13 protein-coding genes are annotated in these 21,391 nt (G+C 57.2%); 11 read left to right on the forward strand and 2 right to left on the reverse strand.

The window, feature by feature from the left end:
- The 11 genes from SFX18_04290 to SFX18_04340 all read left to right on the forward strand — a co-directional run.
- On the forward strand, positions 1-1,919 hold a 1,919-nt coding region (locus SFX18_04290; GenBank protein ID MDX1962346.1), incomplete at its 5' end, for a hypothetical protein.
- Positions 1,916-4,552, forward strand: coding sequence for a hypothetical protein (locus SFX18_04295; GenBank protein ID MDX1962347.1), 2,637 nt, complete (start codon positions 1,916-1,918; stop codon positions 4,550-4,552). The genes SFX18_04290 and SFX18_04295, both read left to right, overlap by 4 nt.
- Before the next feature lie 71 nt (positions 4,553-4,623).
- Positions 4,624-7,143, forward strand: coding sequence for a hypothetical protein (locus SFX18_04300; protein ID MDX1962348.1), 2,520 nt, complete (start codon positions 4,624-4,626; stop codon positions 7,141-7,143).
- Between the two features lie 373 nt (positions 7,144-7,516).
- On the forward strand, positions 7,517-9,751 hold the full coding sequence (locus SFX18_04305) for a hypothetical protein (protein MDX1962349.1): 2,235 nt from the start codon (positions 7,517-7,519) through the stop codon (positions 9,749-9,751).
- A gap of 62 nt (positions 9,752-9,813) precedes the next feature.
- Positions 9,814-11,139: a hypothetical protein gene (locus tag SFX18_04310; GenBank protein MDX1962350.1), complete on the forward strand. Its 1,326-nt coding sequence runs from the start codon at positions 9,814-9,816 to the stop codon at positions 11,137-11,139.
- Positions 11,140-11,379: 240 nt separating this feature from the next.
- Positions 11,380-12,585, forward strand: a complete 1,206-nt coding sequence (locus tag SFX18_04315) for an NPCBM/NEW2 domain-containing protein (protein ID MDX1962351.1) — start codon at positions 11,380-11,382, stop codon at positions 12,583-12,585.
- Positions 12,586-12,687: 102 nt separating this feature from the next.
- Positions 12,688-14,718, forward strand: a complete 2,031-nt coding sequence (locus SFX18_04320; GenBank protein MDX1962352.1) for a trypsin-like peptidase domain-containing protein — start codon at positions 12,688-12,690, stop codon at positions 14,716-14,718.
- A 79-nt stretch (positions 14,719-14,797) separates the two neighbouring features.
- On the forward strand, positions 14,798-15,880 hold the full coding sequence (locus tag SFX18_04325) for a trypsin-like peptidase domain-containing protein (GenBank protein MDX1962353.1): 1,083 nt from the start codon (positions 14,798-14,800) through the stop codon (positions 15,878-15,880).
- Between the two features lie 63 nt (positions 15,881-15,943).
- Entirely contained in the window at positions 15,944-17,986 is a 2,043-nt protein-coding gene (locus tag SFX18_04330) for a PDZ domain-containing protein (protein MDX1962354.1), read from the forward strand.
- A gap of 149 nt (positions 17,987-18,135) precedes the next feature.
- The gene (locus SFX18_04335; protein ID MDX1962355.1) at positions 18,136-18,435 is read left to right on the forward strand and encodes a hypothetical protein; all 300 of its coding nucleotides are present in this window, start codon (positions 18,136-18,138) and stop codon (positions 18,433-18,435) included.
- A 141-nt stretch (positions 18,436-18,576) separates the two neighbouring features.
- Entirely contained in the window at positions 18,577-19,521 is a 945-nt protein-coding gene (locus SFX18_04340; GenBank protein MDX1962356.1) for a DnaJ C-terminal domain-containing protein, read from the forward strand.
- Positions 19,522-19,536: 15 nt separating this feature from the next.
- On the opposite strand, the gene SFX18_04345 is transcribed toward SFX18_04340, so the two are convergent.
- Together SFX18_04345 and SFX18_04350 are read right to left on the reverse strand one after the other, a co-directional pair.
- Positions 19,537-20,718: a tRNA adenylyltransferase gene (locus SFX18_04345; protein ID MDX1962357.1), complete on the reverse strand. Its 1,182-nt coding sequence runs from the start codon at positions 20,716-20,718 to the stop codon at positions 19,537-19,539.
- A 56-nt stretch (positions 20,719-20,774) separates the two neighbouring features.
- Positions 20,775-21,344 (reverse strand): hypothetical protein, encoded by a 570-nt coding sequence (locus SFX18_04350; GenBank protein ID MDX1962358.1) that lies wholly within the window; start codon positions 21,342-21,344, stop codon positions 20,775-20,777.
- Between the last annotated feature and the right edge of the window lie 47 nt (positions 21,345-21,391).

Below are 21,391 nucleotides of genomic sequence, written 5' to 3' on the forward strand. Positions count from 1 at the left end.
TGCTGCGGGAGGATCGTCGCGGCCAAGACCAAGAGGCGACCGTGCTGCGGTTTTCGCAATGCGCCCTCAAAGGGCAGGCCCGGCGGCCCGACCTGGAAGCGCGGCTGGACGGCAAACTGGCCGACAAATTCGCCACCACCCTGGACCCCCTGGCTCCCACGGACCTGGCCACCGGGCCGCAACCCGTGCTCGAAGCCGTGCACAGCATGGTCCAAGAATCAGATCGCAATTATGTGGTGCACGTCGTGTCGGATTTTCGGGCCAAGGACTGGACCGAAACCGCGGCCCTGGAACAAGCGATTAAATCTCTTAATACATCCGGCGTTGAGCCTAACTTTATCACCGTGGTGGACCAGCGGCGTCCCAACCTGAGCTTGGTCAGCTTGCGGGTCTTGCCGGGAGCAAGGGCCGAAAATGTCCCCATAGGCGTGGAACTGGCGTTGGCAAATCTGGGGACCGAACAAGTCAAAAACGTTCCGGTAGCGATTATTGTCGATGATAAAAAGCCCGGGTTTGTCGAGCAATTTGAATCAATCAAACCAGGAGAAACCGCCTTTAAAAAGTTTGAAATCGGCAAGCTCAAGGCGGGACAACACACGATCCTAGCCAAAGTGGAAAACCCCAAACCGACCGAGGACACCTTGCCTCCGGACAATCAGCGGCAAACCACGCTCGAGATCGAAGCGGCCGCCCGCATCCTGTTAATCGAAGGGGCCAAGGTCGATTCCACTAATAAGACCGCCGTGGACACGCATTATTTGCAAATGGCCCTGGATCAAAAAGCGGCGGGATTGCAAACCACCACCGCCGATCCCCGCATTTTGCGCGATCCCAAGGTAAAACTGACGGACTTTCACGCGATCTTCGTGGCTAATGTCCGCCGTCTGGAAGAATCCGAGCTTAAGGCGCTCGAGGACTACGCCCGCGCGGGGGGCGGGGTGGCGTTTTTTATGGGGGACGAGGTTGATCCGCAGTATTACACCCAGCGGTTGTACAATAAGGGGGCGGGGATCTTTCCGGTTCCGCTGGTCGATACCACGATTCTACCGCCCAAAAAAGACGATCGACCGGATTTGATTTTTACGCCCCACGAAATCTTTTTTGACAATGTGCAGGACGCCTCGGCCGGGCGGGGGGGGGACGTGACTACGGCGTTTTTGCAGGCGGTGCTGGTTCAGCGTTATTTGGCCGTGGAAAAAGGTTGGGCCCCCTCGGCCAAGAGCACGGCCAAAATTATCGCCAAGTTGCGGAATGGCGCGCCGTTGATCCTGGAGAGCCGGTTTGGCGATGGGCGAATTTTGACGTTTCTCAGCGCGGCCAGTCCCGCCATGAAAAATGACGATCCAGCCACCATTTGGAATAACTGGGGGCGCGGCAATCCTAGTTTTCCCACCACCATTCAGCAAAGCCAGCGGTTTTTATCCGTCTGGAAACAGACCGATCCCATTCGTTTGGTCGGCTCGCCCATCCTCTGGGAAAGCCCGCCTGTGGAAAATCTGCTGGAGGATGTCGAGATCGAAACGCCCTACAGCGGCGTGCTGGCCACTTCCAAGGTGAAAATCGACAAAGCCAAAAATCCCTGGCGGCTCCAATACACCGACACCAACCTTGCGGGATTGTATTTCTTGGGATTTACCCGCCCCGATGGCAAAAAATTCACGCTCCGTTATCCCTACAATATCGACCCGCGCGAGGGAGACCTGGCCACGGTAAGCGGCCAGACCCTGACCGAGAGAATGCCCGACGCCAAATTTGTGTTTGTCAGTCGGGACGCCAGCGCCGCGGCCAGCGGCGACCGCGATAAAAACAATATCAGCATTTGGGTTTTGTACCTTTTGATTGCGCTGCTGGTTGGCGAACAGATTTTGGCTTATTCGGCCAGTTATCACTTGCCCTCGCGAACGGGGGGTGCGCCATGACGCAGGCAATCTCACTATCAATGGAAGGGATGGCAAATTTGTCAGGCATTCTCGGTTTTCCATTGCTATTGGGGCAAACACTTCCCCCCCGCTACGAATTTGCCCGGCTGCAGACCTTTACCGAAAACTGGCATTACGCCCTGTTGGCTGTCGTCTGCGCCGCGGTCATTGGATTTGTCATTTATATGTATCGCCGCGACAGCGCCGAACTCCACCCCGGCGTGGGCGTGGCGCTGATGTTCTTGCGATTGGTTGCGTTTACGGGATTGCTGTTGCATTTTTTACATCTGGAAAAGCGCGACCCGCGGGTCGCGGTGGAACATTCGCAGGTGTTGGTCGCCATCGACAGCAGCGTTAGCATGGATCGCGCCGATATGTCGCCGGGGGGAGGGACCAGCGGCCCGGGACGGTTAGAGGCGGTGATCGAGTTTTTAAAAACCAGCCCCTGGTTGGATGAGTTGCGCAAACAGCACGAGGTGCTGCTGTACCGCTTTGATAACGAACGGCGGGCCATCGCCCGGCTGCCTAAGTTAAATACTCCCGCCGCCACCGGAAATAATGCTCCCCCATCAACCGCCACCACGGGTCCAGAACCCGGCGGTACGGCCGGGACTGGCGGTATTTCCGGATTGAACAATGGCGAATACACCCTGCGCCCCCAGGACATCCGCTGGGAAGAATTGACGGCAAATAAGGGGACGGAATCGCGCTATGGGCAGATGTTACGCGAATTCATCGCCGACCAAGGAAAGCAGCCCACGCTGTCCGCTTTGCTCTTGATTGGCGATTTTGCCCATAACTCGGGCCTTGCTCCGGATATCGCGGCCAAGGACGCCGCCGCCGCCAAATTGCCTGTGCATACCGTGGGCGTGGGTTCCGCGGAAGTCCCGGTCAATATCAGCATCGCGGACTTTCGCGTGCCGCCGCGGGCCTATCCGCGGGATAAGTTCAAAATCGGGGCGCTGTTAACCGCACGGGGACTGCCCCGACGCGGCGCTGGTACGGACGCCCAACAGGGCAGTTGCACGGTGACCGCGGACCTCTATATGAAGCCCGCCGCCGCCGATGGCAAGGAATCCGCCGATCCTGGGACGCTGGTCACAAGTCAAACGCTGAATTTGCGCGAAGGGACCGAGGAACCGTTCGAACATGAATTGCCGGGATTGCCCGATCCCGGCAAATTGACTTTTACTTTGGTGCTCAAGGGGAGCGACCTTGCCAAGGACGCCAACAAGGCGGACAACCAGGCCCAGGGTGACCTAGAGATCGTGGCCCGTTCCAATCGGGTGCTGCTATTTGCAGGCGGACCGATGCGCGAATACCAGTTTTTGCGCAATCAGTTGCATCGGGACAAATTCTCGGAGGTCCACATCTGCCTGCAAAGCGCGGAAGAGGGGATATCCCAGGACACGGGAAAAATTTTGGACTACTTTCCGCAAACGCGCGAGGAACTCGCCCAATACGATGTGATCGTGGCTTTTGATCCCAATTGGCAGGAATTGACCGAGGAACAAATTAAGCTGTTGGATGATTGGGTGGCCAAGGATTCGGGGGGCTTGGTGCTGATTGCCGGGCCGGTATTTATGGACGAATGGTTACAGACGGACGAGCGCACTCGCAAACAGCTTAAAACAATTCGTTCGCTCTACCCGGTCGAATTTGACAGTCGACTGAGCGCGATCAACAACTCCAAATTCGAAAACGAAACCGCTTGGCCGATCGAGTTTACCCCGGAAGGACGCTTGGCCGACTTTTTGTGGCTAGGTTCCACGGCCGAAGAGAGCGAACAAAACTGGCAGGACTTTACTGGCGTGTATGGTTTTTACCAGGTTCGCGGGCCAAAGCCGGGCGCGCTGGTGTATGGGTATTTTTCCAATCCCGACGCCTCCAGCACCAGCGGCAAGCCGGTCTACATGGCGGAACAGTTTTGGGGGTCGGGCCGGGTGTTTTATCTGGGAAGCGGTGAAATGTGGCGGCTGCGACGGTTGGGGGATGGTTATGTCGAGCAGTTCTATACAAAGCTGATGCGGCATGTCTCGCAGGGGCGGTTGTTGCGCGGGTCGCGCCAGGGGGCGTTGCTGCTCGACAGAGAGCGTTATGTCCAGGGAAGCCAGATCCCCTTGCGGGCCACCCTGCAGAACAGCCGGTACGAACCATTAGAGGCCGCCAGTGTCGAGGCCCGCGTGCTCTTGCCGGATTTAACTTCAAAGACCGTCCTCTTAAAAGCGACCCCCGACCGGCCGGGGTTGTTTAGCGGATTTTTTAACCCGCTGACCGTGGGGACGTATCAACTGCAACTTCCCATTCCCGACACCGACGAAATATTAACCAAACGGATTCAGATTACCGCCCCGCAGTTAGAGGTGGATAATCCCCAACGAAACGATGCCGTGGGCAAGACCATCGCCGATTTGACGGGGGGAAAATACTATGTCGGGTTGGCTGACTTACTGGGCAATACCGAGCGTGGCGTGCCACCGCTGGCGTCGCTGCTGACCGACCAAACGCGGGAGAAACGCGAATACGGCGTGGACCAGGACTTTGAGCGGGAATGGCTCAAGTGGCTCATGATCGGCATTGTGACGGCGCTTTGCCTGGAATGGATTATCCGCCGAGTTTGCCGTCTGGCTTGATTCCTACTTTCGATGCGTAATTTACCCGCTGATACCTTAAACTTTCATTGCAGATTTTTACTTCCAGACGCATGGCCACCGCTTCCGCACACGACCGCGCATTTTCGCAACTTTCCGAATTGCTCTCGAGCGTCCGCGCGCGATTGAGACGGCATATTTGGCTGGAAGGGGCGTTGGCCATCTTAGCGCTCTTGTTTGCCGCTTTTTGGGTCACCCTGGGGATTGATTGGACCTTTGAGCCTCCTCCCTGGGTGCGGGGCCTCATGTTGGGGGTGGTGGGGGCGGGGGTCTGTTTTTTTATCGAGCGTTATTGGCTGCGGCGTCTGCGAGTGCCGGTCACCACTAACAATCTGGCGGTGCTGCTGGAACGGCGTTATGGAAACTTTCGGGACAGTCTGATCACCACGGTCGAGCTGGACGCCCAGCCCGTCCATGCCGGGCAGTTCCATCCCGACATGCTGGCCGCGACGCGCGGGATGGCGCTTGACCAGGTGCGGGAAGTGTCAATCGACCGCCTGTTTGATCGTACGGCCCTGACGCAAAAGTTTTTATTGGCGGCGCTCTTGGGGGGCGGGATGCTGGTATTTGCCCTTAATGCGGCGGAGCCGTTTCAGGTTTGGGTGCGGCGGTGCTTGTTATTATCCCCGGAACTTTGGCCGCGCAAGACGGCGCTGTCGATCACCGGTTTTGCCGATAAGGTCGAAAAGGTCGGCCGCGGGGGGGAGTACACCATCGTGGTGCAGGCCGATCCAGCCAAGGTCGTGCCGGAAAAAGTCCTGATCCGCTATCAATACGAAGACGGTCTGCGGGAATCCCAACCCATGGAAGCGGCCCGCGTTACCGCCCCGGGGGAGCCGCGCTTATTTACATTCAAAATGGCGGACCTAAAGCAATCCGTCGCGTTTGACATTAGCGGCGGGGACGCCCGTCTCAGCGGTTACCAGATCAAAGTGGTGGATAACCCGGCTGTCGTCGAAAAAGCCATCCAGCAGACGTTTCCCGGCTATATGGGCCTGTCGCCAGCAACGGTCAAGGTGACCGACGCCCAGCAAATTCGCCTGGCGACAAACGCCGTCATTCGCGCCCGTACAAATAAGCCCCTGGCATCGCTGCGTGTCCAGCGCATCCAGGGGGAAGACGCCGCTACTGAATCGCTGGGCTATCGGTTGATCGATCCCACGCAGTTTGAGGTTGTGTTGGGGCCGGTGCTGGCCGACCAGACCATTACCTTTTCCCTGACCGACACTGATGGCATCACCAGCCGTGATCCGGCGCGGTTGATGCTTAGCGTGTTGCCGGATGAGCCTCCCCAGGTGGGACTGCGCCTGACGGGTATCGGCAACGCCATCACGCCGCAGGCCCGGCTTCCCCTGGTCGGGACACTCAATGATGATTACGGAATATCGCGCGTCTGGGTGGAATATCAAATCGAACAATCGGCCGACTTGCATCAACGGGAATTGATTTTGCCCCCTCCGCGCGGTTCGGAAAGTGTCAAAACCGTGGATTGGAATCCGCAGACCGTTCCCGACCGGTACAAGGAATACACCGACGAAGCGCAATACCTGGGGCTGGACCTAGAGCGGTTGCGGCAAGCGGCCGAAGCGGCAAAGAAAAATGCCGCGGCGGCGCCTGCACCGGCTGTGCCTACACCAGCTGCGCCGGAATCCGCCGCACAGCCCGATCAAAACCCGGCCGCCGCCGGACCAGGGGCCGATGCCCCTACCGCCACCCCGCTCACGGTCAAAGTGGGCCAAAAGTTGGTTGTATTAACCAAGGCTCTGGATAATTCGACCTTGGAAAAGGGGCCATTTTTGGGGGCGGGAGAACGTTATACCCTGGAGGTGGTCTCGCCAGAGACCTTGGCCGCCATGCTCGAGGCGCGGGAAGTCGCCTTAAGGCAGCGTTTCGAGCGGATCATCGAGGAATTCAACATTACGCGCGATGACTTGTACGCGATGCAGTTCACCATTCGGCAAAAATCGACCGAGACGGACCTGGACGAGTTGGAACGCGGCATGACCGAAGGAGCCCCCGGCACGGAGAACGCCGCGGGTACGGGCACCGCACCGACACCGGCGGAACAACTGGAAATTCTCAGCCTGGAACGGCAGGAACTGACCAACCGCTCTCTGGAAAAACTGGAACGCAGCTCCTTTGAAACACTCACCGTGGCGAACGCGTTTTTGGACATCTTGGCCGAATTCGAAAACAACCGCATCGGCAATGAGCAAATCGATCAGCGTTTACGGCAGGAAATCGCCCAACCGTTAATCAATATTGCTGAAAAAATCGTTCCCCCCGCAACCACGGCCCAGCCGGTCAACAGCCAGCGGGAATCCCTGAAGGAACTCTTGGAACAGTTTAAGGCGGTTATCAACGACCCGGTGGCGGGTCCGCGGCGGCAAGCCGAATGTGTCGAACTGGCCGACAAGATTCTTTCCGAAATGCGGGGAGTCCTGGATAAGATGCTGGAACTCGAGGATTATAACGCCCTGTTGGCAAAGCTGCGTAAGCTGATTGAGGAACAAAATCAACTCAATGATAAAACTCGCCAGGAGCAAAAGCGGCAACTTTTGGAAGGAACCTAGGCAGGGCGCGGAGGGCCAGGGAGGATGGCAATGACACAAAGCCGCCGATGCTAGCGGCGGGTATAGGGGGGGCACAGGGGCAGGGGGGTGGCGTTGCCCTGGAAGGCCTCACTTTTTCGGTATAATTGGAACTTTTTTACCCCTTGGGGTACTAAGTATTAACCAGAATTTGCTAGCCAGCTTTTGGTCAAATATGTTAAATTGATGAAAATTGTGTTTGCGCGGTATAATTTGGCATGAAAAGTGTTGGTTAACCTGGAATTTGGGATTTCCCCCCCTTTTCCGGGCTTATGATGGCTAGCTGCCTAGGAACTAGGCGATCCGACGCTCTTACCCCTTTCAAAGTCCACTTTTGCTAGCTTCTGGGTCCTCTATGCACTCCTCCCCACGCCTCATTTGGAATGTTTTTTTAAGTCTGCTCTTGGGGATTGGTCTGGTTAAACTGGCCCTAGCCCAACAAGAGGGGGAAGAGTCGACCACCCCCGTGATCAAGGGTTCGCTGCCGCAAACGCAGGAACGCCTGGGGAACGAATTTCAAGATATCGAAAAGCTGATTTCCCGCTTAGCGCAGTCTTATGCCAAACAAGACCCTAAAAAGGCGGAGATCTTGCGACAGGCGTTTTCCACCAGCAAGCAAACGGGGATTGCGCTCAAATTTGACGAAATCGCGGCCTTGCTGCAGGAAGGGGAGTTTGCCAACGCGGGCAAGGGGCAGGGCCAATTGCAAAAAGACCTGCAAAAATTGCTGGAACTGCTGCAAAGCGGGGACCAACAAAAGGAGATCGATGACGAAAAAGCCCGGCTCAAGGAATACATTGCCCGGCTGCAGCGGCTGATTAAGGACCAAGAAGGCAAAATCGCCCAGAATGAAGGGGGGGTGGACCCGCGTGAACTGGCCACCCAGCAGAACAACACCGCGGACAAGACGGGTCAACTGGCGGACGACATTGCCAAAACCGAGGGCAAAAACGGCAAGAACCAATCGGGCGAGCAAGATTCCGGCAACAACCAAAATGGCAAAAACGCCAACGGCAAAAACGAGTCCGGCGATAATAAATCCGGGGATCGCAAGAATGGTGACAGTAAATCGGGCGATGCAAAATCCGGTGACTCTAAATCGGGCGATTCCAAATCCGGCGACAGTAAAAATGGCGACAGTAAATCCGGTGATAGTGAAAAGGGAAACAGTGAAAAAGGAAACAGCGAATCTGGCAAAAACGAATCGGGCGACAGTAAATCCGGTGACTCTAAATCGGGTGATTCCAAATCCGGTGACAGTAAAAATGGCGACAGTAAATCTGGTGATAGTGAAAAAGGAAACAGTGAAAATGGAAACAGCGAATCGGGCAAATCCGAATCGGGCAAATCCGAATCGGGCGACAGTAAATCCGGCGACTCAAAATCAGGGGACAGCAAGTCCGGGGATAGCAAATCCGGAGATAGTAAGTCCGGGGATAGCGAAAGTGGCAAATCCGAGTCCGGCAAAAGCGAGTCTGGTAAAAGCGAATCTGGCAAGTCTGAATCGGGAAAGAGCAAGTCCGGCAATAGCAAATCCGGCGACTCTAAATCGGGCGAGTCCAAATCCGGCGACAGTAAGTCAGGAAATAGCGAATCAGGGGATAGCGAATCGGGAAATACCGAAAGCGAAGGGGGCGAATCAGGCAATAGCCAATCGGGTGACAGCAAATCCGGGGATAGCAAGTCCGGGGATTCCATCACCCGCCGCGGGGATCAATCGGGTGAAGAGGGCGAAAACGCCGAACCCCCTCCCGCCGGCTCGGAAGACGTACCCGCCCGTAAGCGGTTAAAAGCCGCCGAAGAACGGATGCGCGAGGCCAAAATCAAGCTGGAAAACGCCAAGCGTACCCAAGCCCTCGATGCGCAAAAGAAAGCCCTCCAAGAACTTCAGGCTGCCAAGCAAGAATTGGAAGAGATTTTACGCCAGTTGCGAGAAGAAGAATTGGAGCGGGTGTTGGCCCAATTGGAGGCCCGCTTTCGCAAGATGCTGCAACTGCAAATTCAAGTCTACATGGCAACCAAGGGGATGGACAACCGCCCGGACGAGGAGCGGGGCCGCGACTTTGAAGTGGAAGCGGTCAAACTTAGCAAGCGTGAAAAAGTCATCATGGACGAATGCGATAAAGCGCTCATGGTGCTCAAGGAAGAAGGCTCCGGCGTCGCCTTTGCCGAGGCCGCGGAACTCATGCGCGAAGACATGGGGGGAGTCGCCAACCGACTCGAACGAACGAATGTGGGCGTGGTCACCCAGGGACTGGAAGAAGACATTATTCGCGCCCTTGAGGAAATGATCGCCGCCCTGCAAAAAGCCCAAAAAGAATTGCAGGCGGGAAAAGGTGGCGGCGGGGGAGGCGGGGGCGGACAACCGGATGACCAGCCCCTGGTTGATAAAATCGCCGAACTAAAAATGATTCGCTCCATGCAAGAACGCATTTTGCTGCGCACCCAGCGTTATGGCAAATTGCTGCAAGGCCCTGATGTCGAACAAGCGGAAAAACCCGAATTGGTCGAAGCGATACAGGGATTGGGAGAGCGCGAAGAGCGTTTGCACAAGGTTACCCGCGATATTGTGGTTGGACGCACCGAATAACCCGGCCTGGTTTTGCTTTTTTGGATGAGACGACATATTTTCCTTGGCGAGGCGGATTACTCATGAAACTGAAATTATTGCGACAACAGGGCCTGTGGGTCTGCCAGGCAGCAAGTGTGATGGCAGACCGTAAAACGGCAGTCCAAAAGGGGACGGCCTTGGTGGCTTGTTGGGGCGTGGCGTTGTTCATCGTCGCAGGTTCTTTATTTGCCCAGGATGCCCCCGCACCCGCGTCAGATCCGGCAGTGCCCGCCTCTGATCCGGCAGTGCCCGCGACGACCCCAGCTACGCCGACACCAACCACGCCCGCGGAAACGCCTGCGCCTGGCGCGGTTCCCACACCCCCCGCCGAGTCCCCCCCGCTAATTCAATCCAATTTTGGCGCGAATGAATTCACCAGTCAGGCCTCTTGGTCAATCCCCACGGCGGCCACGGCGCGGCGGCAGTTAATGGAATATCTGGACCAAATCCAAGCGACCGCGCAGCAGCGAGATCAAGTATTGACCCTGTGGCCCGAGACGGAATCGGGGGCCTTGCAGCCTGGAGAGATGCTTGACCGTTTGGCCGGCAGCCTGGCCGTGGTGGATCCCCGGGTGGCGGCCTTAGCGGATTTTTGCCGTCAACACCGGTCTGAGCGACTCTCCTGGAACTTTGACTGGCTCAACGATAGCGCCACGCATCCATTTGTCTCCCGCAACCTGCGGGTCTATTTTGGCCGTTGGTTGACCCAAGAGCGCTATTACGAGGAATCGCTGCTCATGTTGGAAAAACTGCAACCGACCGAGGTGCTGGATCCGATCTCGTTGTTGTTTTTTCAAAGTGTGAACTATCACACCCTGCTTTTCAAAAACGAAGGCCTGCAGACCATTGCCAAACTTTTTCAGCGGGCCGAGGAACTGCCTAAGCGCTATCGCTACCTGGGCTTGAGTATGCAACTGGATTTGCAGGGTCTCAAGGAGGATTCATTAGACCACGTGTCGCGGCGGATGAGCGATATTCAGCGGCGGCTCGATTTTGGCCGATCCGGCAAAAAGGTCCAGGGGGAAGAGCGAAAAGTGATTGCCGCCTTGGATAAACTCATCGAAGAATTAGAGAAAGAGAAAAACGGCCAAGGTCAGGGACAAGGCCAGGGCCAGGGTCAAGGGCAGGGACAGGGATCGGGCCCGCCAAATGGCATACAATCCAGCGGCCCCGCCAGCGAGAGCCAGATCGCGCGTGGCAAGGGGAACGGCGATAACGCCCGTAAAAATATCGGCAGCAAATCGGGCTGGGGAACGTTGCCAGCCAAGGAACGGGAAGAAGCCCTTCAGCAAATGGGGAAGGATTTTCCTTCGCATTACCGCGAAATTGTCGAGGAATACTTTCGCCGCCTGGCGGAGGCCGAATAATCCCGCTCCGGATTTTCGCACTGCAAGGCGATTTTGCCTATAATGGACACAATGAGGCACCCAGGCTGGGCGGGATGCCAATACTCGGTGGTTCCGGTGAACTTGCCGGTAGGTGACTTGCCAGGCAGGGACCGATTGTATTAGGCGGTATCCCGGCCAAGGCAGCCTCCCCGGGGGCATTGAATGCTACCGGCGCGGCAGTTGCCAGTTTTTAATGTAAATTTCCCGCGGGAATTATCCATGCAAGTATTTTGGGCCATCTTATCAGGCGTTTTATTGGCGGCTAGCGATGGGGATTGGACCGTTGCCACCATGGATGGCCAGAACATCCAGGGTAAAATAGGCAGCTTTTCCCCCACGGCCTTGGAGCTGACCACTCCCGCGGGTTCCACGGTTTCCATTCGCGCCAATCAGCTCAAGACGCTTACACCCCTGGTCGCTCCCGCTCCCTCCCTTACAAAGCCCGCGGTCTGGGTGGAGTTATTGGACCGCACGCGTTTGGCCGCACTCACCTTTGAGACCAAAGGCCAATTCGCGCAAGTTGAGTTACTGAATGGGGAAAAATTGGAGATTCCCCTCGCCGAATTGGCCACGGTTCAGTTTAGCGAAGAATTTAACCCCGATTTGCGCGCCAAGCAGGCGGAGGCCGCGGGGGATCAAATTGGCGTGAAAAAGAAAGCCAGTGTGGATTATCTCGAAGGCGTTCTGGGGGACGTAACCCGGGACGCGGTCAATTTTAAACTGGATGGCGACAACATTCCCGTGAATCGCAATAAAATAGCCAATCTGATCTATGTTGCTAAAAATCCCCGGGAATTCGACGCGCCCTTCGGTTTATTAATCGACTCCATGGGTGCGGAATATGCCGTGGCCAGATTGACACTCACCCCCGCAAAATTTCAAGTAACAACTTTAGCGGGCATCACGGTGGGGGTGCCGCGGGACACCGTGCGCAAGTGGGACTTTAGCGGCGGCAAACAGCAGTATCTTAGTGAATTAACCCACGAGAGCATCGCCGTCACTCCTAATCCTCTCTTGTATAAGGCGGATGTGCCCAATTTGGCGTTATATTTTGCCCCGCGATTTGATCGAGGGCATTTTGGCGAAAAATTTTTATTAGAGGGGCAGGAGTATGCCAAGGGAATCGGTTTGTCCACCAAAACCGAATTGATCTACAAACTTCCCCCCGGATACAAACGCCTGCAGGGACTGGTTGGCCTGGATGATGAAGTGGGGGATGAGGGGGAAGTATTATTCGTCATTTTGGCCGATGGCAAAGAACTGCTCCGGCAAGTGGTCCGTGGCGCGGATAAGCCGCTAGGTGTGGATGTCAGTATTGCCAATGTGCGCAAGTTGACATTAATCGCCGATTATGGCGAAGGGGCTCCACTGGCGTTGGACCTGGGGGATAAACTGAATTTTGTCGACGCGCGTTTGATAAAGTAACACTTGATTTTCCCCGCCGATATCCGCCGCCGCGGTGGATGTCCCAATTCGTGAGGCTGCTTTTACCCCCGCGATCATTTCCCTTCCTTTTGAAAGCTGGCTATGACAAAGATTCTTATATCCGGGATGACGCGCCGAAAAATCGCGGTCACAAGCGGGTTATTGTTGGCCGGGTTCATTTGGGGTGGGGGATGGTTTGCTCCGACACATTCTCCCGCCGCCGAACTCGATCCCGCCGTCGCCCAGCTAGAAGCCGCGCGCATCGCCGCCGTGAATAAGGCGCAGCCCAGCGTGGTGGCCGTCTTTGCCAAAGGGGGCGAAGGGGGTGGCTCTGGCGTGGTCATAACGCCCGACGGCTACGCCCTGACCAACTTTCACGTGGCCAAACCCTGTGGCAACTTCATGAAATGCGGACTCCCCGATGGCAAGTTATATGACGCGGTCATCGTGGGAATTGATCCCGTGGGGGATGTCGCGCTGATTAAGCTGCATGGGCGGGAGGATTTTCCCGTGGCGGAAATGGCCGACAGCGACCAGGTGCAGGTGGGGGACTGGTGCTTTGCCATGGGAAATCCGTTTTTGTTTGCGACCGATTTTACGCCGACCATTTCCTATGGCGTGATCTCGGGGACGCATCGCTATCAGTATCCGGCGGGGACGCTCTTGGAGTATGCCGACTGCCTACAGACCGATGCCGCGATCAATCCCGGCAACTCCGGCGGGCCCCTCTTTGACGCCGCCGGACGGCTCATTGGCATCAACGGGCGCGGCTCTTTTGAAAAACGCGGACGCGTAAATGTGGGCGTGGGTTACGCGATTTCCATCAATCAAATCAAAAAATTCCTGGGGGCATTGCGTAGCGGGAGAATTTTAGACCATGCGACCATGGGGGCTCAACTCAGCACGTCCGACACCGGCAAAGTGGTGGTAACAAATATACTGGAGGAATCGGACGCGTTTCGGCGGGGATTACGCCCCGATGACGAAGTTTTATCGTTCGCGGGCAAGCCCGTGAAAACCGTCAACGGTTTTAAAAACATCCTGGGGACCATTCCCCGGGATTGGAGGGTGCCGCTCACTTTTCGCCGCGAAAATGAGGAATTTAGCATTTTAGTTCGCCTGCGCGGCGTCCATCGCGAGGACGAATTGGCGGCGATCATGGCCGGCGAAGGGGAAGAAAAGCCTCCCGGCAAAAGGCCGGATGGACCCCCGCCAGAGAAAAAACCGGCGATCCCCGGTTTGCCCCTGGAAAAATTGTTTGGCAAGGAAAAAGAAGATGGTCCCCCGGCGGAGCTAAAAAAGCAGTTTGAGGCACGCACCGGTTATGCCAACTATTTTTTTAACAAGCTGGAACAAGACCGCCTGTGGCGGCAATTGAATCAACTGGGGGACTTTAAGGATTTATCCGGCACCTGGAAGCTATCCGGCGAGGTTGGACCCCGCGCCCCGTTTGAATTCGAACTCGGCCCGCAATCGGCCAAGGCGACGCTGCCGGTCGGAGATACCGAAATCGATGTGACGGGTGGTTTGGCCGAGGCGCTGAATCCCCCCGGCAGCGGCGGACTGTTGGCCGCGCTGCACCTGTGGAAAAAATACGTCGTGGGGGGACCGGCTAAATTTGGCAAGTTGGTTTACCTGGGCCAGTTGCCCTTGGCCAATCGACCGGACCTATGCGATGTGCTGGTCGGCACCACCGACGAGGTGGATATCCGCTTTTACTTTGATCCGCAAAGCCATTTGCTGACCGCCCTCGAGTTATTCACCGATGAAGCCAACGATCCCTGCGAGGTGTACTTTGATGGTTATCAAGAAATCGAAGGACGCCAGTGGCCGCGGCAGTTGACTGTGCAGTACGGCGACCGGACGTTTGGCGTGTTTCCCCTGACAAAAGTCGTGGCGGAATCCGCACTCAAAAAACCTGATGAAAAAGCCGCGGCCGCGCCCGCCACTGCCGGTGCGGCAGCGGAAAACGCCGCCACCATGAAAGATCCTCCCGCCGCTGATTCAGCGGAACCCGCGACCACAGAGGAAAAAACTACTCCGGCCGATTCCACCCCCGAAAAGCCCGCCGCCGACCCCTTTGGCGATTCTGCTCCCAGCGAAAAAACTCCCCCCACGGAACCGGGCAAATAGCCGCTTTCCCGGATATCACGCGTGATGGCCCGTAAGGCACGTTTCCAACTTGAGTTCCCTTTATTCATTAACATTATCCATGTCCTCCCGACTTTATTTTTGCCTTGCCGGGCGACACCTGGCGGTTTTGATTTTGGCCGCGCTTTGGGCGGGGTCAGCGCTGGATTGCCCGGGGGGGACAAATTTGCCCCAGATTATTCGCGACGCGCAGGCCAAGCAAGTCAAGTTATACGGGGCGGGTGGGTTTCGCGGGTTAGAATCCTACCAGTCTGGTTTTTTAATTTCGCCGGCGGGGCATATCTTGACGGCGTACAGTTATGTTTTGGATGCGGACTATATCACGGCCACCCTGGACGACGGGCGCAAGTTTGAAGCCAAGTTGTTGGGGGCCGATCCCAAATTGGAAGTCGCGGTGCTAAAAATCGAAGCCCCCGACAAAGAACTACCTTTTTATGATTTGACCCAGGTGGCCACGGCCGTTCCCGGGACGCGGGTGCTGGCGTTTAGCAATTTGTACGGCGTGGCCACTGGCGACGAACCGGTCAGCGTGCAGCGGGGCGTGGTTTCCTCCTCCACAAATTTAGAAGCCCGCCGCGGCGGCTATGACACCTTGTATAACGGTCCGGTCTATGTACTGGACGCCATGACCAACAATCCCGGAGCCGCGGGGGGAGCGCTCGTTAACTTGCGGGGCGAACTGCTGGGCATGCTGGGCAAAGAACTGCGCAACGCCCGCAATAACATCTGGCTAAACTACGCGGTCCCGATTTCCGCGCTAACCGAGGCGATCGAACGAATCAAATCCGGCAAAGCGCCCCCCGTGGGTAATGACCGGCCCAACCGCAAATTGCCCAACCCGCTCACGCTAAAGGCTTTGGGGATTGTGCTGGTCCCGAATGTCTTGGAACGCACGCCGCCGTTTATTGACGAGGTGCAATCCGGTTCACCCGCGGCGCGGGCGGGTCTGATGGCTGATGATCTGATCTTGTTTGTGGATGAACAATTGGTGCAGTCATGCCAGGCGCTCAATCGCTTGCTCGAGCGGATCGAACTGGAAACCCCGGTTAAGGTCATCATCATGCGTGAACGGATGCAGGTTCAGGAATTATTGGAAGTCACGTTGCAAGTGACCGCCGAACCTGCCGCCGCGGCCAACCCCTAGGGTTGCGATTGATCGGGGTTGTTGTGCTTTTCACCCTACAAAATTTTACCAACGGCTGATCGTATGTTTTGCGTGTTTGGGAATTGGCGAACTTGGTTGTTACTTGCCGCCGCGCTGTTGGTTGGCCCCGCTGTCGGCCGTTCCCAAGAATCGCCCCCCGGCGTCGATCCGTACGAAGCCGCCATCCAGGCCGCCGCTGAAAGCGTGGCTCCCCTGCTGGTGCGCATCGAGACACTCGGCGGATTTGAAAAAGTGGGTGACACCTTGATCGGGTCGGGGCCTACGACGGGTCTGGTGGTCAGCGCCGAAGGGCACATTCTTTCCAGCGCGTTCAACTTTGCCCAAAAGCCCGCGCAAATCCTGGTGTATCTGCCTGATAATACCCGTTATCCCGCGCAGTTGGTCGCCACGGATCATGGACATAACGTCGTTTTGCTAAAGATCGAAACCGATCGCCAGTTGCCGCTTCCCTCGGCCGCTCCGGCGGCGGAGATTGCCGTGGGACAAACGGCGATCGCCGTGGGGCGGGCCTTTGACGGCGATAAGCCAAACCTCTCTGTTGGCGTGGTAAGCGCGGTAAATCGTATTTGGGGCCGCGCCATCCAGACCGATGCCAAAATCTCCCCCAACAATTACGGCGGTCCGCTGATTGATCTGCGCGGCAGGGTGTTGGGCATACTTACACCGCTTAGCTTGACCCCCGGGGCGGATGACGCCGGTGTCGAATTGTACGATTCCGGGATTGGTTTTGCCGTTCCGCTGGCTTCCCTCGAGCGCGTCCTGCCGCGACTGAAAAAAGGGGAAGACCTGTATCCGGGGCTAATGGGTATCAGCCTCAAGGGGGGAGACCTGTATGGCACTCCCGCGGTGATCTCCGCGGTGCAGCCCAACACTCCCGCGTATGCGGCGGGATTTAAGGCGGGGGACACCGTGGTAATGATCAATGAAAAGCCGATCACCCGCCAGGCCGAGTTAAAGCATGCCCTGGGGCCGTTTTTTGCCGGGGATACCGTCACCGTCACGGTGAAGCGTGGAAAAAAGGAGACTCTGGAGCGGCAGATTAAGCTGATCGCCAAATTGGCCAAATACCAACACCCCTTTTTGGGGATCTTGCCGTTACGGGCCGCTGATCAGGAAAATGTAAAGGAAAAAGAGGACGCGGCGGACAATGAAAACAAACCGGCAAGCTCCAACGAAGGTGGCTTGGTGGTGCGGTCCGTGTATCCCGATTCCCCCGCCGCCAAAGGAGGCGTGCAACCGGGGGACGTGGTCATTTACGCGGATGAAAAGCCCATTGAGGAACGCGCGGCCTTGGCGGATTATTTAAATTCCCTGACAGTCGCGGACAAAGTCACACTGCGCGTGCGTCGCGCCGGGGGAGAGCATACCATCGCCTGCACCCTGGACAAACTGCCCGAAACCGTTCCGCTGGATTTACCCCCCGCGCGCCAGCCAGCGACGCCCCCCGCCGGAGATCCCCCCCGCACCGGCTTGATCACCTTTAAACTGCCCGAAATCGCCAATGAATGTGTCGCCTACGTTCCAGAAAGTTATCAAGCCAACGTGCCGCACGGTTTGGTGATCTGGCTGCATCCCGCTGGCGCTTATAAAAACGAGGAATTAGCCGCCCAATGGAAGGATCTCTGCTCCAAATATGACCTGATATTGGTTGCTCCCAAAAGCGCTGATGTGACACGCTGGCAAAAAAGCGAGTTGGAGTTCATTCGCAAGGCAGCGGACGACATCATGGCCAAATATAATATCGACCGCCCGCGGATCACCGCCATCGGCCAGGATGGCGGGGGAGCCATGGCGGCACTCTTGGCGGCGCAGCATCGCGCACTGGTGCGGGGTGTGGTGTTGATCAACTCCCTGCTGCCCAACGGCATCAAAATTCCCGAAAATGACCCTAATTATCGCCTTGCCATGGTATTGGCGGGGCCGGGATTGGGAAAGACCGGCGAAAAATATCAGGAACTGGTAAAAAAACTGCGTGACATGAATTATCCCGTCAGCGTGCTCAATCAAGGGGAAGTCGGGCGTCCCCTGACGGAACGCGAACTACTGGAGGTGATTCGCTGGCAAGATTGTTTGGATCGATTGTAATTTTTTCCAGGGACGCCATTCAACCGGCATCCAGGATTCCATTATTCGGGGGTAAATTGCCGTCTCGACGCCCGTTCTTTTTTTACCCTTGGTAAACCAGTTCCACGATTGAAACTTACCGGTGGTATTGCCCGGACGCCATGCCTTTTATGTTATCTCGACAACAAAGCCTGGGCTGGTTGGCGGCGGGGCTATTGTTGGCGGCGGGGGTGCTGGCCTGGAACCCCTGGGGTGGGGGCCATACCGAACATGCTGCTTATTCGCTGGTGCGGATGGGAGTTTTGGTGGGAATCTTATGGCTGGCGTGGCCAGACCTGCGGCGGCTCAATCCTTGGATGGTGGGGTTGGGCATGGGGGCGGGGTTGAGCCTGATTCTGTGGCCAAAGGTCTTTCCCGTGCTGGCGGTCCTCTTGGTGGCGGTTTATTTTTTGCGGCCCCGCTCGGCATAAGGGCCTTTCCGCAGCCCGATTGTGGCACACGCAGGATTTGCTAAAATTATATATTCACCGCCGCGTGGCGGAAAATCTTCCGTAAAAAACGGCAGTCAGCAAACTAATCCCAACTCTCCGCCCCGGGGCGGAATTCTTGGCATGGCCGAAGATTACTATAGTTTACTGGGCGTGCCCCGCACGGCGACCAGCGCGGAAATCCTCAAGGCGTATCGCGGCCTGGCGCGCAAGCACCATCCCGACCTCAATCCCGACGATAAGCAGGCCAAACAAAAGTTTCAGCAAATCCAAAAAGCTTTTGAAACGTTGAATGACGCCGAGAAGCGAAAGTTGTACGACCAGTTTGGAGCCGATTATGAGCAACTCGGTGCCGGTGGCAGGCCGGGGGGTGGAGCTCCTTACGGCGGGGAATGGTCGGGAACCATGCCGGAGGGATTTGAGGGGATCGATCTAGGGGATTTATTGCGGGGATTTGGCATGGGCGGGGGGCCGACGCCCGATCCCGTTCGCGGGACCAAGACCCGCGCCCGTCGCGGTCGCGCGGCGCAACCGGGTGACGACGTGCAGCGTGAAATCCTGGTCCCGTTTACCACGGCGGTTTTGGGGGGCAGCCTGGATGTGCCGGTCCAGCGGCCCGATGGCACGCTCGAGACCCTGGCCGTAAAAATCCCAGCGGGAATCGCCGCGGGGGGCAAAATTCGCTTGCGGGGCAAGGGAGGCCCCGGCGTCAACGGCGGTCCGGCGGGAGATCTGCTGCTGATCGCCAAGCTGGGGGGGCATCCCTATTTTAGCCGGGACGAACTGGATTTAGAGGTCAAGCTGCCCATCACCCTGGCCGAGGCGCTCCACGGTGCCAAGGTGGATGTGCCGACACCGGCAGGAGTGATCGCGCTAAAGATTCCCCCCGGGACAAATAGCGGCCGCCGCTTGAGGGCCAAGGGGCGGGGCATTGCCAAGGGGGACGGTACCACCGGCGATTTATACGCCGTGGTCCAAATTCAACTCCCTGAGGAAATTTCCCCGCAACTGCGCGCCGCCATAGACCAACTTCCAGAGGAAAATCCGCGCCAGGACCTAAAGTGGTAATCCGGCGGGACTTTTTTACGCCGCTTCATACAGCTCGCGAAGTTGCCGCAGCGCTAGGGGTAGTTGCCGCGGCGGCTGGCGGGGTTGACCGGCCCGCCGTTCGCATTCAGTCAACAACCGCAAGTCCGCATACGCGTCATGGGTTTCTAATTGGCGCGCTAATAACAATTCCCGCGGCTCCCGAAGTTCTCCCCGCAACAGCGGCAAATGCCGGATCAACCACTCTTGGCGGGGACTCATGATCCCCTCCAGCGCGTCCAATCCGGCGGCGACGGGGTCTTCCAGATCAATGGCCAATCCCACATCAGCCACCAGCGCGACCAGGGCCAGTTCCGTATCGGCCGGGCGGGCGCGGCGAACTTCCTCAAAAAACGCGAGCGCGTGCTCGAGCGCTGTCCCGGCCTGGGGGTCGCCGGTTTGTCCCCGCGGGGAATGCGGGACCCGGGCCAGCGGTTCGAGCAGCAGTTCAAATATTTGAAACCGGTCGATTTTGGCTTCCGCCTCTAACACCTCTTGCTCGAGGCAGGCGTCGGGATATTCATCGGCCAGCAAGCGGGTCAATTCGGCGATGCTGGCCCGTTCGATCGGTCGCCCCGTGATAGAGCTTTTGAGCACGGTATTGGCCTGGTTGGCCGGATAGAGGGTCAGTTCATAGGGATATTCGCCCACAATATGCAGATGCGTAAAGATTCGTTCGCCCGCCTCCTTTTTGACCCGTTTGCGCTCGATAGAATACGCGATCCCCGCGGCGGCCAGTGCGGCGGTGACGGGTTCCAGGGCGTCGGCAAACAGATGCACGTCAATATCCGATCCTTGGCGGATTGATCCGGACAGTACGCTGCCGATCAATCGGGGGCGAAAATTCGCCAGGATACGCATCAATCGCAGGGCCGCCAACCGCATCCGCCGCAACGCCCCCGAATTCTGTTCTCCCTCCAGCATCCGCGTGAGCGACTGCAACTGGCCGCGAACCTCGGCGTTGCTGGGCAGGTCCCGCGGGCGGACATCCGCCCCGCAGAGCCGCCGCGCGGCTTTGAGCTTGGCCCGTAGATATTCGGATTCGTCCCGCTCGTACATCAGACGGGCGGCCTCGTGGGCGATTTGCTGGCGGAGTTTGCCGGACATGGTCACCGTCCCTGGTGAAAAGAACAGGCGGGAAAAAGCACATACAGCGGCCGCGTGGTTGGGGTCGGGCATGCGCCGCCGGGCGCGCCAAAATTTTGGCCGGAATGTCGCGGCCCACACGGGTCGGCTTATTTTTTGCCGGGCTTCGCGGTTTCCTCTGTGGCGGCATCGTCATCCCGCGGCTTTTCCTCCACGATCTCAATTTGTGCGGGATCGCGGATTTCGATTTCGGGTTTTCCCTTGTGCATTTCAATCTTGCCCGTAACGCGAATCAGCTTGCCCGCAAAATGCAGCGCGGGATCGTCAATCTGGGCTTCTTTAAACTTTTCCAGATCCTTGGGAAAAATCACCACCTGAAAGTTGTCCTTGTCCTTGTAGTTTCCCTTGGAATTTAAAAAACAGGGGGATTTTTCGTTTTTTAAGTTCGACGACAGCACCTTAAATTCCACCACGCATAATTTGCCAACGTGGTCGGCCGCTTCCGCCAGCTTGATGGGGTGCGGTTTTTCCTGGTCGGCTTCCTGATCGGTGGCTTCCTTTTTAGGGGCTTTTTTATCGGCACCGCCCGCCGGGGGGGCTGGCTCCGCGGCTTGAACCACGCCCGGGGCGTGTTGCCACAACTCTATCGCCCCGCAGATGGCCCATGACAGACAAAACAACCGGGCAAATCGGCAAATCATCAGATGTGGCCCGCGCATGGAGGTGGTCCCCGGGGTTGGTAGCAAAGTGGTAATAAAAAAAGTTC

Source organism: Pirellulales bacterium (assembly GCA_033762255.1).
GTDB lineage: Bacteria > Planctomycetota > Planctomycetia > Pirellulales > JALHPA01 > JANRLT01.